The sequence below is a fragment of the Streptomyces sp. IMTB 2501 genome (assembly GCF_001953885.1).
Taxonomy (GTDB): domain Bacteria; phylum Actinomycetota; class Actinomycetes; order Streptomycetales; family Streptomycetaceae; genus Streptomyces.
Genome location: NZ_MQUS01000013.1, coordinates 65,622 through 82,545 on the forward strand (window position 1 = coordinate 65,622; position 16,924 = coordinate 82,545).

A 16,924-nucleotide genomic window follows, 5' to 3' on the forward strand; every position below is an offset into this window, starting at 1 on the left:
AGGGCGGACCGATGTTGTCTTATTTTATTGACGTCTGAGGGTGCATCAGCCCATGGAACGAGCCGTCCGCACTTGCCAACAGCGTGGCGCTGCGTGGATACGCCCGTACGTGAAATGACGGAATTTCACCGTCCGAACGAGGGTGTACCACCCGTTCTGGACGCCGTTCGACACCGATTCGGCCGTGCCGTTCACCCGGCCGTTCGCCGTGCCTTTCGCCATGCCGTTCTCAGGGGCGGGCGTCCTCCCCAGGTATGACACGGCGCCCGCCCGTCCGACCCGAGTCGCCCCCAGGAACCGGAACAGCGACTGACTACACGGCGTCCTGGCGCCGGGACGATGGATCTGTCCCCATGGAACACGTCGTCCCGACAGGAGCACCGTCCCGTGACCACCACACCGACCGCCGCCCGGACCACCACCGTGGCCGCACGCGCCACGGAGCTGTCGAAGATCTACGGGCAGGGTGAGACCCGGGTGGTCGCCCTGGACCAGGTCTCCGTCGACTTCCGGCAGGCCGAGTTCACCGCGATCATGGGCCCGTCCGGTTCGGGCAAGTCCACGCTGATGCACTGTGTGGCGGGCCTCGACACCTTCTCGTCCGGGTCGGTGCGCATAGGCGACACCGAGCTGGGCTCCCTGAAGGACAAGCAGCTGACCAAGCTGCGCCGGGACAAGATCGGCTTCATCTTCCAGGCCTTCAACCTGCTGCCGACGCTGACCGCCCTGGAGAACATCACCCTCCCGATGGACATCGCGGGCCGCAAGGCCGACAAGGCGTGGCTGAACCAGGTGATCGCGATGGTCGGCCTGTCCGACCGGCTCAGCCACCGGCCCGCGCAGCTCTCCGGCGGCCAGCAGCAGCGCGTGGCCGTCGCCCGTGCCCTGGCCTCCAAGCCGGACATCATCTTCGGCGACGAGCCGACCGGAAACCTCGACTCGCGCTCCGGCGCCGAGGTGCTCGGCTTCCTGCGCAACTCGGTGCGCGAACTGGGCCAGACCGTCGTCATGGTGACCCACGACCCGGTCGCCGCCGCCTACGCGGACCGCGTGGTCTTCCTCGCGGACGGCCGGATCGTCGACGAGATCCACGGCCCGACGGCCGACTCCGTCCTCGACCTGATGAAGCAGTTCGACGCGAAGGGCCGTACCAGCTGATGTTCCGCACCGCCCTGCGCAACGTCCTCGCGCACAAGGCCCGGCTCCTGATGACCGTGCTCGCCGTCATGCTCGGCGTGGCCTTCGTCTCCGGGACGCTGGTCTTCACCAACACCATCTCCGACGCCTATCAGAAGAGCTCCGCCAAGGGCTTCGACCAGGTCGACGTCGCCGTGCAGTCCAAGTACCAGGACTCCAGGGGCGACAAGGTCGGCAAGACGCCGGATCTGACCCAGGCCACGCTGGACAAGGCCGCGAAGGTCCCCGGCGCCGCCTCCGCGACCGGTGTCGTCAGCGGCTTCACCGCAGTGGCCGACAAGGACGGCAAACTGCTCGGCGGCGACTGGCAGTCCGCCGGCGGCAACTACTGGGGCACCAAGGACGCCCGCTACCCACTGGTCAGCGGCCACGCCCCGCACGGCAAGGACGAGGTGCTGCTCGACTCCAAGACCGCGAAGCGGGCCGGCTACGAGGTCGGCGACACCGTGCGGCTCTCCGTCGACGGCCCGGTCCTCACCCCGACCGTCAGCGGCATCTTCACCACCGACGACGGCAACGTCGCCGCGGGCGGCAGCCTCGCCCTGTTCGACACGCCGACCGCGCAGAAGCTGTTCGGCAAGCAGGGCGGCTACGACGAGATCGACGTCAAGGCCGCGGCCGGCACCAGCCAGTCCGCGCTGAAGTCCGCGCTGGACTCGGCGCTGCCCTCGCACCTGGTGGAGACCACCACCGGCAAGCAGCTCGCCGACGACCAGGCGAAGCAGATCGCCGACTCCATGAGCGGGCTGAAGCAGTCCCTGCTGGTGTTCGCCGGTATCGCCCTGTTCGTCGGCACGTTCATCATCGCCAACACCTTCACCATGCTGGTCGCCCAGCGCACCCGGGAACTGGCCCTGCTGCGCGCCGTCGGTGCCTCCCGCCGTCAGGTCACCCGCTCGGTCCTCATCGAGGCGTTCGCGGTCGGTACGGTCGCCGGTGTGACCGGTCTCGTCGCCGGCATCGGCATCGGCGCGGGCCTGCGCTCCCTGCTGGGCTCCTTCGGGGCGAGCGTGCCCGACGGACCGCTGGTGATCAGCCCCGGCACCGTGGTGGCCGCCCTCGCCGTCGGCATCCTCATCACCATGCTGGCCGCCTGGCTGCCCGGCCGCCGGGCCGCGAAGATCCCGCCGGTGGCGGCGATGAGCAGCGTGCACGCCAAGGCCACCACCAAGTCGCTGGTGCTGCGCAACACGCTCGGCTCGCTGTTCGCGGCGGCCGGCATCGCGACGGTCGTCGGGGCCACGACGATGGACGCCGACTCCGCCCAGGGCCCGATGGGCATCGGCGCGGTCCTGCTCATCATCGGCGTGTTCATCCTGACCCCGCTGCTGTCCCGGCCGCTGATCGCGGCCGCGGCCCCGGTGCTGCGCGTCTTCGGTGTCTCGGGCAAGCTGGCCCGTCAGAACTCGGTGCGCAACCCGCGCCGTACGGCGGCCACCGCCTCGGCGCTGATGATCGGCCTGACCCTGATCACCGGCATGACCGTGATGGCGGGCAGCCTGCAGACGGCGATCGACAAGATGGCCTCCTCGGCGATCCGCGCGGACTACGTCGTCTCGATGGCCAACCGTTCCCCGCTCTCCCCGGACGTGGCACAGAAGGTCGCCGCCACCGCCGGCGTCACCGCCAGCAGCCCGCTGCGCAACGCCGCGTCCCGTATCGACGGCAAGACCGAGTACCTGACCGGCGTGAACGGCTCGGCCATCGGGCAACTGACGGACCTGAAGGTGGACGAGGGCACCTTCAAGGTGGGCGGCTCGCAGATCGTCGTGGACAAGGACCGGGCCAAGGAGTACGGCTGGACGCCCGGTTCGCACTTCACCGCGCACTTCGAGGACGGCAAGGCACGGACCCTGACGGTCGCCGGTGTCTACGAGGGCAACGACATGATCAGGGGGATCATGCTCGACAACAAGGTCCTCACCCCGCATCTGAAGAACCCGGCCGACATGCAGGTCATGGTCAAGACGGCGAACGGCGCCTCCGAGGCGACCAAGGACAAGCTCGTCCAGGCCCTCGGCGCCAACCCGGCGATCAAGATCCAGGACAAGCAGGACATCTCCAACAGCATCGCGCAGATCTTCACGACGATGCTGAACATGCTCTACGGCCTGCTCGGCATGGCGGTGATCGTCGCGGTCCTCGGTGTCATCAACACCCTGGCCATGTCGGTCTTCGAACGCTCCCAGGAGATCGGCATGCTCCGCGCGATCGGCCTGGACCGCAAGGCGGTCAAGCGGATGGTCCGCCTGGAGTCCCTGGTGATCTCCCTGTTCGGCGGGGTGCTCGGCATCGGGCTGGGCGTGTTCTTCGGCTGGGCGGCCGGACAGCTGCTCGGCACGAAGATGCCGACGTACGAACTGGTCCTGCCCTGGGGCCGGATGGCGATCTTCCTGCTGCTGGCGGGCGCGGTCGGTGTCCTCGCCGCCCTGTGGCCGGCCCGGCGCGCCGCGAAGCTGAACATGCTGGCGGCGATCAAGGCCGAGTAGCCGTACGGCATGAGGAAGGGGGCCTCGCGGTGGCGGGGCCCCCTTCGCCGTACCGGCTGTCAGGTGTTCCAGGTACGGGTGCGCAGCGGCAGCCCGGAGGCGCCGGGCTCGGGAGTGCGGACGGCCAGGACCTGGTTGACGCCGATCCGGTTGCTTTCGAAGGCGAGCGCGCAGGCGGCCATGTACAGCCGCCAGACGCGGGCGCGGCCGGGGCCGGCGAGGCGGACGGCGCGGTCCCAGTCCGCCTCCAGGTTGGCGACCCACTGGCGCAGGGTGCGGGCGTAGTGCTCGCGGAGGGCCTCCACGTCCCGCACCTCGAACCCGGCGCGCTCCAGCTGGGTGACGGTGGTGCCGATGGGCGCGAGTTCGCCGTCGGGGAAGACATACGCGTCGATGAACGAATCGACCTGGTACGCCGTCTCGTCCCGCTGCGGGCGGCGGCCGATCTGGTGGTTGAGCAGCCGCCCGCCGGGCTTCAGCAGGCCGTACAGCTGACGGGCGTACTCCAGATAGCGTTCGGCGCCGACGTGTTCGGCCATGCCGATGGAGGAGATCGCGTCGAAGGGGCCGTCCCTGACGTCCCGGTAGTCCTGGACCCGGATCTCCACCAGGTCGGTCAGCCCCTCGTCGGCGACGCGCTTACGGGCGTACGCCGCCTGCTCCTGCGAGAGCGTGACCCCGACGACGCTCACGCCGTGCTCACGGGCCGCGTGGATGGCCATCGAGCCCCAGCCGCAGCCGACGTCCAGCAGCCGCTGACCGGACATCAGGCCGAGCTTGGCGCTGATGAGTTCGAGCTTGTCGCGCTGGGCGCCCTCCAGCGTCCCGCCGTCCTCCCAGTATGCGCAGGAGTACACCATGGACGGGCCGAGGACGATCTCGTAGAAGTCGTTGCCGACGTCGTAGTGGTGGCTGATGGCCTGCCGGTCGGTGTGCCGGGTGTGCAGACGCCGGCGCGGCCTGCGCACCTCCTCGCGCGGCGGAGCGGGCGGGATCGGCGGCCCGGCCAGCTTCAGCAACTCCCGTACGGCGGCCCGTACGACGGGGTCGCGCAGGCTCTCGACGAGACCGCGGGCGTCGTCCCCGCGCTCCCACACCACTCCCGCCAGTGCCTGCAGCGCGGGGTACAGATCACCCTCGACCTCCAGATCGCCGGAGACCCAGGCGCGGACGAGGCCCAGCTCGCCCGGCTTGAACAGCATGCGGCGCAGGGCACGGCGGTTGCGTACGACGAGCGCCGGTGCGTCCGGCGGCCCGGCCTGTGATCCGTCCCAGGCCCGCAGCCGGACCGGGAGCGGGGCTCCCAGTACCTGCTCGGCAAGACTCCTCAGCCGCGACGCGACGTCGGCCATGGCGCACACCTCCAAGACGACGATCCCGGATGCCGGTAATCACGTAAACACCGTCGGCAGCCATGCGCAGTCCCGCAAAGGAGTTACAACTCAGCAAAATGGATGTATGTGACACATAGCTGGTGGCCCGGGAACGCCGAAGGACCTCCCGCACCACGGATGGCGGGAGGCCCTTCGGTTGGATCAGCGACCGGTGAGGGTCAGGAGGCCTTGGCCTTCGCCTCGGTCTTGCTCGCGGCAGGGACCGGCGCCGGCTTGGCCGCCTCGTAGAACTCCTCGCGCGGGTTCTCCATCGCGCCGAGGGAGACGACCTCGCGCTTGAGGAACATGCCGAGAGTCCAGTCGGCGAAGACGCGGATCTTGCGGTTCCAGGTCGGCATCGCCATGCCGTGGTAGCCACGGTGCATGTACCAGGCGAGGCGGCCCTTGAGCTTGATCTTCATCTTGCCCATGACGATCATCGCCACGCCCTTGTGCAGGCCGAGACCGGCGACCGCACCCTTGTTGGCGTGCTCGTAGTCCTTCTGCGGGAAGCCCCGCATACCGGAGACCACGTTGTCGCCGAGGACCTTGGCCTGGCGCAGCGCGTGCTGGGCGTTCGGCGGGCACCAGGCGTTCTCGTTGCCCGCCTTGCGGCCGACGAGGTCCGGGACCTGGGCGTTGTCACCGGCGGCCCAGATGTAGTCCGTGCCCTTGACCTGGAGGGTCGGCTCGCAGTCGACGTGACCGCGCGGACCGAGGGGCAGGCCGAAGCGGGACAGGGCCGGGTTCGGCTTGACGCCGGCGGTCCACACGATGGTGTTGGAGTCGACCTCAAGGCCGTTCTTCAGCACCACGTGGCCGTCGACGCAGGAGTCCATCGAGGTGGAGAGGTAGATCTCCACGCCGCGGCTCTCCAGGTGCTCCTTGCCGTACTGGCCGAGCTTGGGGCCGACCTCGGGCAGGATCTTGTCGGCGGCGTCCACGAGGACGAAGCGCATGTCCTCACGGGACACGTTGTTGTAGTACTTGGCCGCGTCCCGGGCCATGTCCTCGACCTCGCCGATGGTCTCCGCACCCGCGAAGCCACCGCCGATGAAGACGAAGGTGAGCGCCTTGCGGCGGATGTCCTCGTCGGTCGTGGAGTCGGCCTTGTCCAGCTGCTCCAGGACGTGGTTGCGCAGACCGATGGACTCCTCGATGCCCTTCATACCGATGCCCTGCTCGGCGAGGCCGGGGATCGGGAAGGTGCGGGAGACCGCGCCCATCGCGATGACGAGGTAGTCGAAGGGCAGCTCGTACGCCTCGCCCACCAGCGGGGCGATCGTGGCGACCTTGCGGTCCTGGTCGATGGTGGTGACCCGACCGGTGAGGACCTCCGCCTTCGGCAGCACGCGTCGCAGCGGGACGACGACATGGCGAGGGGAGATGTTGCCGGCGGCGGCTTCGGGGAGGAAGGGCTGGTAGGTCATGTACGACCGGGGGTCGACGACCGTGACGGTCGCCTCTCCGTAGCGCATCTTCTTGAGGATGCGCCGAGCTGCGTACAGGCCTACGTACCCACCGCCTACTACGAGGATCCTGGGACGCTCCGTGGTGCTCATGCCATCGAGTATCCACCCGCTCCCAGGGGGTCGCTCGTGCGCCCCTTCACAAGGTCCGGCAGGGCCTGTGCTACACTCCGCGACTCGCGTGACGCAGATCATGACCGGCCGGGGGAACCGCGGCACCCTTTGGGCCGTTGTCAATGCCGCGTGAGCTGCCTCTCTCGGCGGCGAGCGAGGGCGTGAGCCGCCCGAAACACAGTCGCCGGCACCCGATCCGCAGGCGTCGCACGACTCCCATCTGAACATGTTCAAAGGCCGCTTCGCCCCCCGAAAGGGCCAACAGGCCGCCTTCCGTGCGCCCGCCGGGCCGAAATCCTTGTGAAGAACTTCACGAAGTTTTCCGACGCCACGTCACCGCGAGGCCCCGAAGGACCCCTGGGGAGCCGCTCAAACGTTATCCGACCTGCTCAACCAGCGGCTACCCACAAGTAACAAATGAGAGCCGGGCAACAGGCGGCAGGCGACGGAAACCACCCGGACGGATCGTTGGATGCGGCCCTTTTCACCCGTCAGCCACACACCGCGCGATATCGGATGCAAGCACCCATAGCGTGCCAGCATGAGCACTTCACAGACGGCCTCCAAGAAGGCCCTTTCGCGAATATGCGCGGTCAGCGCGGTCCTGGGCATCGCCCTTGCGACGGGGACGGCTACGGCCGCATCCGCCGTGGCAGTCACACCTGCCCCCCATCACCACACCACCCACGCGGCCGCCCCCGCCGGCGGCCACGATGACGACGACGAAGGTAACAACGGGTGCATCGCCCTCATCGCCCTTCTCTGCTGACTGACGGCCGGCCCGGCTCGGGCGCGAGCGACGGCCCCGGTTCCTGCCGATGAGGGACCGGGGCCGCGCCACGTCACCGCGGGTCAGCGGCCGCCCTTGCCCGCTTCCGCCTCTTCCGCCACCTTGAAGGCGATGCCGTCGAGGATGTCGTGCTCGCTCACCACGACCTCATCGGCGCCGATCCGCTCCATGATCGCGAGCAGGACGAGCGCGCCCGCGCCGATGACGTCGACCCGGCCGGGATGCATGGACGGGATCGCGGCGCGCTCGGCGTGCGTGGAGCGCAGCAGCCACTCGGTGATCTCGCGGACGCGGTCGTACGAGATCCGCGAGTGGTGGATGCGCGCGGAGTCGTACTCGGGCAGCTGCTGGGCGATCGCCGAGACCGTGGTGACGGACCCGGCGAGACCCACGAGGGTGTGCGCCTCGCGCAGCGGCACCGTCTGCTCCGCGTGGTCCAGGGCGGCCTCGATGTCGGCCCTTATGGCGGCGATCTGCTCCGCGGTGGGCGGGTCGGAGACCTTGCCGTCCCGCACCAGGTGACGTTCCGTCATCCGCACACAGCCGACGTCCACCGACCGCGCCGCCCGGACGTGCTCCTCGCCCACGACGAACTCGGTGGAGCCGCCACCGATGTCCACGACGAGATAAGGCTTGGCCAGGTCCTCCCGCCCGGTCAGCTCCCTGGTCGCCCCGGTGAAGGAGAACTCGGCCTCCTGGTCGCCGGTGATGACCTCCGGCTCGACCCCGAGGATGTCCAGCACTCCGCGCACGAAGTCGTCCCGGTTCGAGGCGTCACGGGAGGCGGAGGTGGCCACGAAGCGGAGGCGCTCGGCGCCGTGCTCCTTGATGATCTCCGCGTACGCACGGCAGGCGGCGAAGGTCCGCTCCAGCGCCTCCGGAGCGAGCCGGCCGGTACGGTCGACACCCTGGCCGAGCCGCACGATCGTCATCCGGCGGTCCAGATCGACCAGTTCACCGGTCTCGGGGTGCACATCGGCGACCAGCAACCGGATGGAGTTGGTACCGCAGTCGATGGCGGCGACGCGGGTCATGGTGAGGCCCTTCTTCTCTCTGCTTCACAGCTCTTCGCAACCGGCCGAGCCGGACGGGCTACTTGTCAGCGGCATCGGCACACGGCACGACACACGCCCCCTTGGCCCACCACTCCGGCAGCATCGCGATCGCCTCGTCACCGAGCGGGTTCACACCGGGCCCGGCGGCCAGCGAGTGGGCCACCAGGACATGCAGGCACTTCACCCGGTCCGGCATGCCCCCCGCGCTCGGAAACCCCTTCAGCTCCTCGATCTCGTCCCGCCGCCGGATGTAGTCCTCGTGCGCGGAGCGATACGCGGCGGCCAGCTCCGGATCCGTCCGCAGCCGCTCGGTCATCTCCTTCATCACGCCGTTCGCCTCCAGCGTGCCGATCGCGGAGGACGCCTTCGGGCAGGTCAGGTAGTACAGCGTCGGGAAGGGCGTGCCGTCGGGCAGCCGCGGCGCGGTCTCCACGACGTCGGGCTGACCGCAGGGACAGCGGTGCGCGATGGCCCGCAGGCCCCGCGGCGGGCGGCCGAGCTGCTGCTTGAAGGCCTCGACGTCCGCATCGGTGGGCTCGGTGCGCGGAGTGGGCGGCGGGGGCGTTTCCATGACTGCTTCAGGTTGGCTTTCTATCGATTGCTACTGGTCGGAGGCGTCGGACTTGTCGACCCCGTCCCAGATGTTCGCGTACCAGGGCCGGTGGGCGGCCTTGAGGTCGTAGCGGGACTGCTTGGCCGTGCCCGGGTCGACGACGATGTACCCGGTCTCCCCGGGCATCACATAGTGCAGCCGGAGCCGGATCTGCTGCTCGGCGTAGGAGTCGTCCTGCCAGCGTGCCTTGAGGTCGCGCAGCTGCTCGACCCGCTTGCGGGCCTGCTCCTGCTGCCGCTGGAGGTCGGAGATCTGCGCGCGCTGGGTGACGTACTGCCGCATCGGGTAGGCGAGCGCGACGATCATCGAGCACAGCACCAGCGCGAGCAGGGCGGCCCGGCCGGTGAGCCGGGAGCGGCGGTCCTGCCGCTTGGTCTGCGAGCGGTAGACCCGGGCCGCCGTCTGCTCGCCGAGCAGCCGCAGCCTGGTCGCGGTGGAGAACCGGTCCCGGTCCTTCACGGCCATGTCCCGCCTCCCCTTTGTCCTGTGCGCTGCACACGTCGTCCTGTGTACTGCACACGCGCGTACGTCCCCGCACACGGTACGGGACCGGGTACGGGGACGTACGTACGACTGGCTAGGCCTTACCCACTACGGGCTCAGCCTTTGAAGCGCGGGAAGGCGCTGCGGCCGGCGTACACCGCGGCGTCGTCGAGGATCTCCTCGATACGCAGCAGCTGGTTGTACTTGGCGACACGCTCGGAGCGGGCCGGGGCGCCGGTCTTGATCTGGCCGCAGTTGGTGGCGACGGCCAGGTCGGCGATGGTGACGTCCTCGGTCTCGCCGGAGCGGTGGGACATCATGCACTTGTAGCCGTTGCGCTGGGCCAGCTCGACGGCGTCCAGGGTCTCGGTCAGCGAGCCGATCTGGTTGACCTTGACCAGCAGGGCGTTGGCGGTGCCCTCCTCGATGCCGCGGGCGAGGCGCTCCGGGTTGGTGACGAACAGGTCGTCGCCGACCAGCTGGACCTTGTCGCCGATGCGGTCGGTGATGACCTTCCAGCCGGCCCAGTCGTCCTCGAACAGCGGGTCCTCGATGGAGACGAGCGGGTAGGCCGCGACCAGTTCCTCGTAGTACTCCGTCATCTCGGCGGCGGAGCGCTCCTTGCCCTCGAAGAGGTACTTGCCGTCCTTGTAGAACTCGGAGGCGGCCACGTCGAGCGCGAGGGCGATCTGCTGGCCGGGGGCGTAGCCGGCCTCCTTGATGGCCTCGATGATGAGGTCGAGGGCCTCGCGGTTGGAGCCGAGGTTCGGGGCGAAGCCGCCCTCGTCGCCGAGGCCGGTGGACAGGCCCTTGTTCTTCAGGACCTTCTTCAGCGTGTGGTACACCTCGGCGCCCCAGCGCAGGGCCTCGGAGAAGGACTCCGCGCCGATCGGGGCGATCATGAACTCCTGGATGTCCACGTTGGAGTCCGCGTGCGAGCCGCCGTTCAGGATGTTCATCATCGGCACCGGCAGCAGGTGCGCGTTGGGGCCGCCCAGGTAGCGGAAGAGCGGGAGGTCCGAGGCCTCGGAGGCGGCGTGCGCGACGGCGAGGGAGACGCCGAGGATGGCGTTGGCGCCGAGCGAGCCCTTGTTGTCGGTGGCGTCCAGGTCGAACATGGCCTGGTCGATCAGGCGCTGCTCGGTGGCGTCGTAGCCGACCAGCTCCGGGCCGATCTGCTCGATGACGGCGAGGACGGCCTTCTCGACACCCTTGCCCTGGTAGCGGTTGGAGTCACCGTCACGCAGCTCGATGGCCTCGAAGGCACCGGTCGAGGCGCCGGACGGGACGGCGGCACGACCCGTGCTGCCGTCGTCGAGGCCGACCTCGACCTCGACCGTGGGGTTGCCTCGGGAGTCCAGGATTTCCCGGGCTACGACGACGTCGATGGACGGCACGAGCATCTCCTTCTTGGATGTGACGCTGGAAGTGCGAGGTGGTGTGCCTTACGGCTGTGCCTTGCGACTAGAGCCTAACCGTCTCCGGGGGATCGGCCACCGACCGACCGTCCCGTGGACGGAGAGGGACACGCAGACGGTACCCATTGTTCACCGACGGAACAAAGGGGGCTCCGGTGATGCCGGTCTGAAGAGTGGGGAAACGGAGCGCGAAACAAAAGACCCCGCCCCGGCGCGTACGGGGGAACACGCGCCGGGGCGGGGAGCCCGTGGGGACGGGGGATGACCCTCACGGGGGCTTCAGTGTGGGGGGTCGCGATGTGAGGGCGCTGCGGATCCGGCCGGAGCCGGATGTGTCACTTCAGGTGCAGCTGCTGGCCCGGGTAGATGAGGTTGGCGTCCTCGACGATGTCCTTGTTCAGCTGGAACAGCTTCTGCCAGCCGCCGGCGACGTGGTGCTTCTCGGCGATGGAGCTGAGGGTGTCACCCTTGACCACCTTGTACTCGCCGTCACCCTTCTTGACCGTCTTGCCGGTCGGGGTGGTGACGGTCTTGCTCTTCGCCGGGGCCGTGCGCTCGGCGGAGCGGGTGGCGGCCTGCTGGTCGGTGGAGCGGGTGGTGGTGCTCGACGAGTTGCCGCTGTTCGAGGAGCCGGAGCTGCTGCTCGGGGCGGAGCCGTTGTACGCGGCGGAGGACAGGCCCGTGCCGCAGACCGGCCAGGCGCCCTTGCCCTGCGAGCCGAGGACCTTCTCGGCGACGGCGATCTGCTGTGCCTTGGTGGCCTGGTTGGCGCTCGGGGCGTAGGCGGTGCCGCCGTACGCGGCCCAGGTGGAGGCGGAGAACTGCAGACCGCCGAAGAAGCCGTTGCCGGTGTTGATGGACCAGTTGCCGCCCGACTCGCACTGGGCGACGGTGTCCCACTCGGAGGCGGTGGCGGCGGAGGCGGTGCCGGCCGCCATGAGCGGGGCGGCTACGGCGGCGCCGGTGACACCGACGAGCGCGACGGCCCGGACGGCCTTGGACGGACGGCGGTGCTTGCCCTTGCCGGAGAACAGCATGGATCGATCCCCTCACCGACGCCTGCGAGGTGAGCTGTCGGGTTCGGGCCGGTTGAGTTGCCCGGCCGCACGCCCGCTGTCGCGGGCCTGCGGCTTCACCCCAAGCCGGTTCCGGCGTCAACTGCCGGTTCCAGCACCTACCTTGGGTCCCCCGCTCCTGCCTACGGCGCATGACGCGACGACTGTTCCCGGGCAACCGCTGGCAGGACTCGGCGTTGCGGATGCCGGGGCTCGTGGTGACGAGCGGTCCTGACCGTAGGCAGGTGATCGGCGGAATTTCAAAGACGATCAGGGCTTCTGAGACTCATCCCACACTTTCACCAAACCGGACATTAGGCGCGAAGCGGGGCGTCAACTCCCGCTATCCGGCGTCCTTTTCGCCCGTGACTTTCAGGGTCTGACCGGCGGTGATGTGGTTCGGGTCGGCACCGATGACCTTCTCGTTGGCGGCGTAGAGCGCATGCCATCCGCCGTCGACGCCAAGAGAGTCGGCAATGGAGGCGAGGGAGTCGCCCTCGCGGACGGTGTAGGTGCCCGGTTCACGGTCGGCATGGCGACCGGATCGCGGGGCGTTCTGACCGTTTGCCGCGCTTTCGTCCGCGCTCTCACCACGGTGGCGTCCGCCACTGCTGAGGGCACCGGTGTCGACCAGGCTCCAAGAGCCGCCGGACTGCTGGGAATTGTCCGACTCATCCGTACCGGGGGTCGCCGTGGGCGAGCTGTTGTCCCCCTTCCGGTTTCCATCGCCGTTCGAGCCGGACTTGTCCCCCTTGTCGGACTTGGGGGCGCTCGTGCCGGTGGAGCCGTCGGTCGCCTGCGGGGTCCCGGTGGCACCCTTGCTCGGGCTCGAACCGGGGGCAGGCGTGGCAGTCGCGCTGGGCGAGGAGGAGCCGGAGGAATCCGGACCGGAGGCGGAGTTGGAGCCGGAGCCCGAGTCGGAGCCGGGCCCGGCGTCGGAACTGGAGCCCGAGCCGGAAGTGGAGCCTGAGCCGGAACTCGACCCGGGCGAGGACGAATCCGGCAGACCGGACGAGTCGGAGCCGCCGGACAGGCCGGACCCCTCACTCGACCCACTGGAGCCGCTGACGCCGGGGTCCACGTCGACCGAACCGGAGTGGGAGGTCAGACCGGCGGTCAGCGCACACATGGCCCACGGCTTGGTGCCCTGGTCAGCGAGGATCTTCTCGGCGACGGCTATCTGCTGGGAACGGCTGGCCTGGTCGGCACTGTCGGCGTACTGCGTGCCGCCGTACTTGTCCCAGTCGTCCAGCGAGATCTGCAGGCCGCCGTAGTAGCCGTTCCCGCTGTTCGCGCTCCAGGAACCCCCGCTCTCGCACTCGGCGACCTTGTCCCATGTGGTGCCGTCGGCCGCGTTGGCGCTCGCGGCGCCGAGCAGCGGGATGGCGATGGCGGAGCCGGTCACTCCGGCTGCCACGAGGAGGGCCGGAGCCTGGCGAGGGCGACGGTGACGACCGTTCCCGGAGAGCATGCGGATGCCTTTCGTGCGACAGCAGGACCGGCGCGGCGCCTTGGTGCGCGTCGCCACGCTGATGGGTGAACGTATAGGCAGACGATCACTTGTCACAAGTTAATGCCGCGCAGATAACGTGAAGATCACAGTGTTGAAGACCCTTCGTGTTCACCGTTCCACGGTTCTTCCGGCGGCCGGGGTGAACTCCACGGGCAGGGTGCGCAGGCCCCGCATGATGAGCCCGCCGCGCCAGCGCAACTCGGCCGGATCGACACCGAGCCGCAGGTCGGGCAGGCGGCTGAGCAGGGTGGCGAGCGCGGTCTGGCCCTCCAGCCGGGCGAGCGGCGCGCCGAGGCAGTAGTGGATGCCGTGGCCGTAACCGAGGTGCTGGTTGTCGCGCCGGGACAGGTCCAGCACGTCCGGGTCGGCGAACCGCTCCGGATCCCGGTCCGCCGCCGCGAGCACCACGAGCACCGGATCCCCCGGCGCGATGTCCTGCCCGCCGATGGTGAGCTGCTCGGTGGCGAACCGCCAGGTGGCCAGCTCCACCGGGCCGTCGTAGCGCAGGAGTTCCTCCACTCCGGTCTCCAGCAGGTCCCGTTCCCCGTCGGCCAGGGACCGCTGGAGCCGGGCGTGCTGCTCGGGGTGGGTGAGCAGGGCATAGGTGCCGTTGCCGATGAGGTTGACGGTCGTCTCGAAGCCGGCGAACAGCAGGATGAACGCCATCGCGGCCGCCTCGTTCTCGGTGAGGTGCTCGCCGTGGTCGGAGGCGCGGATGAGGCCGGAGATGAGGTCCTCGCCGGGCGCGGGCTCGGCGGGCAGCGCCTCGCGCTTCTTGTGGATCAGCTCGGCGAGGTAGCCGCGCATCTTCTTGACGGACCGTGCGACGCCGCCGCGCGGCCCTCCGCCGTGGCGGATCATCATGCCCGCCCAGTCCCGGAAGTCGTCCTGGTCCTCGCGCGGGACGCCGAGCATGTCGCAGATGGCGTAGATGGGCAGCGGGAAGGCGAACTCATGAATGAGGTCGGCCGAGCCCCTCGCGGCGAACCGGTCGATGAGCTCGTCGGTCAGCTCCTGCACCCGGGACGCGAACTCGGCGACCCGGCGCGGGGTGAACGCCTTGCTGACCAGCCGGCGCAGCCGGGTGTGGTCCGGCGGGTCGATGTTCAGCAGATGCGTCATCAGCTCGGCCTTGCGCTCGCCGGGGATACCGGTCTTGCCCTTGGCGTGCGCGGGCTCGTCGTGATGCGCCGGATTCTTGCTCAGCCGCTGGTCCGCGAGGGCCTGCTTGGCATCGGCGTACCGGGTGACCAGCCACGCCTCGACCCCGCTGGGCAACCGCGTCCGATGCACCGGCGCGTGCTCGCGCAGCCAGGCGTAGGCCGGGTAGGGGTCGGTGGCGAACTCCCAGGTGAAGAGGTCGGGGGCGGAGTCCGGGAGGGATCCGGCGGCGGTCGGGGGGTGGTGCTGGTCGGTCACCCCCCGACGGTATCCGGACACCACCGCTCCCCCTTTCTCCGGTACCGCGCCCTCGCCGCCCATCGGTTCCCTAGGCCTGCTCCGGTGCTCTGCTGTCCGTGCCCTCCGCCTGGCGTATCGCGTCGCGGTACACCCGTGCCGCCGCTCGGAGTGCGGCCTCCGGGTCGACGCCGGACGCCTCGGCGCGGACCGCGAGGGCGAGGAGTTCGTAGCCGACGCCCTCGCCTCGGGGCAGGGGGACGTCCAGGTCCGCCGTGCGGGCGCGGGAGGCGAGCTTGGCGGCCAGGGCCAGGCCGGGCTGGCCGAGCGGGACGCCCTCCGTGACCGAGGTGCGCCGCTTCTCCTCGGCCTTGGTGCGCAGCCAGTGCTCCTTGACGTCCTCCGGCGTCTCGGCCTTCTCGTCGCCGAAGACATGAGGGTGGCGGTGGACGAGCTTGGCGACGATGCCGCCGGCCACGTCGTCGATGGAGAACGGGGCGTCCGGGTGCTCCTCGGCGATCCGGGAGTGGAAGACGACCTGGAGCAGCACGTCGCCCAGCTCTTCGCGCAGTTCCTCGCGGTCGCCCGCCTCGATCGCCTCGACCAGCTCGTAGGCCTCCTCGATGCCGTACTTGGCGAGGCCCTCGTGGGTCTGCCGGGACGACCAGGGGCACTCGGCGCGGATGCGGTCCATGACCTGCACGAGGTCCAGCAGACGGGCGCCGGGCAGGTCGTACGAGGCCGGCAGCAGCTCCAGCTCCGGCATCGAGACGCGGCCGGAGCCGGCCAGCCGGGCCAGGCCGTCGGTGAGAGCGGGCTCTCCCTCGCCCGTGGCCACGACCACCACCGTGCGCCCGCCCGCGCAGGCGTCGACCAGTTCCTGCGCGGTGGGGGACGCCTCCGCCACCGCTATCCCGGCCTCACGCAGATACGGCAGCTGCGGATGCGCTCCGTCGGCGCACAGCACGGCGTCGGCGGCGCGCAGGGCCTGCCAGGCGGGCCAGGACAGCAGGCCGGGGGCGACGCGGTGACTGGTGGTGAGCAGGACGATGCGACCGGGATCGGCGGCAGGGGCGAGGCCGGAGCTGGATGCGTTCACGATCCGAACGTAACCCACCGCGGCAGGGGACGGATTCAGTTATCCACAGGCGGGGGTGAGTCATGTGATCGTATGACCGGAGCCCGCTCGATCACCCTGGCCCGCGCCGCCGTACGGGCCGGCGTCCGGCCCGGCCCGTCCCGGCGTCAGGCCATGCCCGGCTCTGCGTCAGGCTGTCACCGGCTGGCCGCCGGCCGCCGACGTCGTGACCTCCCGCACCCAGGGCGTCTTGACGTCCACGCGGCTGCTCTTCAGTACGTCCCAGGCGCCGTAGCGCGGGTTGAGGTCGACGTGGAGCTCCTGGGAGGCCTTGGACAGCGCCTTCCAGAAGGCGGGCTGGCTGGGGTCGGTGCCGAGCGTCCTGGCCAGCTTCTGCGCCTCCAGCTGGAGCTGGAGGTTCTCGTCGAGGTGGGCGGGGGCGATGCCGTACTTCTGCAGCCAGGCCGTCTCCAGCCCCTTGGCGCTGCCCGCCTGCTGTTCCAGGTCCGTGCGCATCTGCTGGACCTCCTTGCGGGTGACCGAGACGCCCGCGTCCTGCGCGGCGCGGTGCAGCACCCGGTCGAGGACCATGTTGTGCAGGGTGTCGCGGGTGAGGCTGCTGGTGGAGGCGAGGACCTGCTGGTACTGGGTCTCGTCCGGCACCGCGGCCCGCTGTGCCCTGCGGATCTCGTCGACCCGGCCCTCCAGCTGGGCGACGGTGATCCGCTGCCCTCCGACGACGGCCGCGGCGCCCGGGTGCGCGTCGCTTCCGCAGGCGGTCAGCAGGGGTGCCGCGGCGGCGATCGCGGCGGTGAGGACGAGCGCGGTGCGACGGCGGCGGTGCAAGGGAACCTCCAAGGGGAGATTGTGCGACGGTGC

General features: G+C 69.8%; 14 protein-coding genes and 1 riboswitch. Of the genes, 3 read left to right on the top strand and 11 right to left on the bottom strand.

The features are described 5' to 3' along the window. The first annotated feature begins 387 nt into the window (after positions 1 to 387). Both AV521_RS22775 and AV521_RS22780 read left to right on the top strand, forming a co-directional pair. Positions 388 to 1,158: an ABC transporter ATP-binding protein gene (locus tag AV521_RS22775; RefSeq protein ID WP_076090339.1), complete on the top strand. Its 771-nt coding sequence runs from the start codon at positions 388 to 390 to the stop codon at positions 1,156 to 1,158. Continuing rightward, a complete protein-coding gene (locus tag AV521_RS22780; RefSeq protein ID WP_076090340.1) occupies positions 1,158 to 3,686 on the top strand; it encodes an ABC transporter permease in 2,529 nt (842 codons plus the stop codon). Before AV521_RS22775 ends, AV521_RS22780 begins: the two co-directional genes overlap by 1 nt. A 59-nt stretch (positions 3,687 to 3,745) precedes the next feature. Here the strand turns inward: AV521_RS22780 and AV521_RS22785 are convergent, their stop codons facing one another. After that, positions 3,746 to 5,038 (bottom strand): cyclopropane-fatty-acyl-phospholipid synthase family protein, encoded by a 1,293-nt coding sequence (locus AV521_RS22785; protein ID WP_076090341.1) that lies wholly within the window; start codon positions 5,036 to 5,038, stop codon positions 3,746 to 3,748. Between the two features lie 200 nt (positions 5,039 to 5,238). Next, positions 5,239 to 6,621, bottom strand: a complete 1,383-nt coding sequence (locus tag AV521_RS22790; RefSeq protein WP_076090342.1) for an NAD(P)/FAD-dependent oxidoreductase — start codon at positions 6,619 to 6,621, stop codon at positions 5,239 to 5,241. Between the two features lie 562 nt (positions 6,622 to 7,183). On the opposite strand from AV521_RS22790, the gene AV521_RS48695 reads away from it, so the two are divergent. Then, positions 7,184 to 7,411, top strand: coding sequence for a hypothetical protein (locus AV521_RS48695; RefSeq protein ID WP_143658637.1), 228 nt, complete (start codon positions 7,184 to 7,186; stop codon positions 7,409 to 7,411). An 83-nt stretch (positions 7,412 to 7,494) separates the two neighbouring features. On the opposite strand, the gene AV521_RS22795 is transcribed toward AV521_RS48695, so the two are convergent. The 9 genes from AV521_RS22795 to AV521_RS22835 form a co-directional block, all read right to left on the bottom strand. Beyond that, the gene (locus AV521_RS22795) at positions 7,495 to 8,466 is read right to left on the bottom strand and encodes a Ppx/GppA phosphatase family protein (protein ID WP_076090343.1); all 972 of its coding nucleotides are present in this window, start codon (positions 8,464 to 8,466) and stop codon (positions 7,495 to 7,497) included. 58 nt (positions 8,467 to 8,524) lie between these two features. Continuing rightward, complete coding sequence (locus AV521_RS22800) at positions 8,525 to 9,058, bottom strand: DUF501 domain-containing protein (protein ID WP_076090344.1); 534 nt, start codon at positions 9,056 to 9,058, stop codon at positions 8,525 to 8,527. Between the two features lie 30 nt (positions 9,059 to 9,088). After that, a complete protein-coding gene (locus tag AV521_RS22805) occupies positions 9,089 to 9,565 on the bottom strand; it encodes a septum formation initiator family protein (RefSeq protein WP_076090345.1) in 477 nt (158 codons plus the stop codon). Between the two features lie 134 nt (positions 9,566 to 9,699). Beyond that, positions 9,700 to 10,986: a phosphopyruvate hydratase gene (gene eno, locus AV521_RS22810; RefSeq protein ID WP_076090346.1), complete on the bottom strand. Its 1,287-nt coding sequence runs from the start codon at positions 10,984 to 10,986 to the stop codon at positions 9,700 to 9,702. Positions 10,987 to 11,336: 350 nt separating this feature from the next. Next, a complete protein-coding gene (locus AV521_RS22815) occupies positions 11,337 to 12,038 on the bottom strand; it encodes a transglycosylase family protein (protein ID WP_076090347.1) in 702 nt (233 codons plus the stop codon). Between the two features lie 4 nt (positions 12,039 to 12,042). Then, positions 12,043 to 12,217, bottom strand: a riboswitch (cyclic di-AMP (ydaO/yuaA leader). Between the two features lie 182 nt (positions 12,218 to 12,399). Next, positions 12,400 to 13,527, bottom strand: a complete 1,128-nt coding sequence (locus AV521_RS22820) for a transglycosylase family protein (protein ID WP_076090348.1) — start codon at positions 13,525 to 13,527, stop codon at positions 12,400 to 12,402. Positions 13,528 to 13,677: 150 nt separating this feature from the next. Beyond that, the gene (locus AV521_RS22825) at positions 13,678 to 14,988 is read right to left on the bottom strand and encodes a cytochrome P450 (RefSeq protein ID WP_076090514.1); all 1,311 of its coding nucleotides are present in this window, start codon (positions 14,986 to 14,988) and stop codon (positions 13,678 to 13,680) included. A gap of 70 nt (positions 14,989 to 15,058) precedes the next feature. Continuing rightward, positions 15,059 to 16,066 (bottom strand): nucleoside triphosphate pyrophosphohydrolase, encoded by a 1,008-nt coding sequence (locus AV521_RS22830; protein ID WP_076090516.1) that lies wholly within the window; start codon positions 16,064 to 16,066, stop codon positions 15,059 to 15,061. 168 nt (positions 16,067 to 16,234) lie between these two features. Beyond that, positions 16,235 to 16,891 (bottom strand): SurA N-terminal domain-containing protein, encoded by a 657-nt coding sequence (locus tag AV521_RS22835; RefSeq protein WP_076090349.1) that lies wholly within the window; start codon positions 16,889 to 16,891, stop codon positions 16,235 to 16,237. Positions 16,892 to 16,924: the final 33 nt, after the last annotated feature.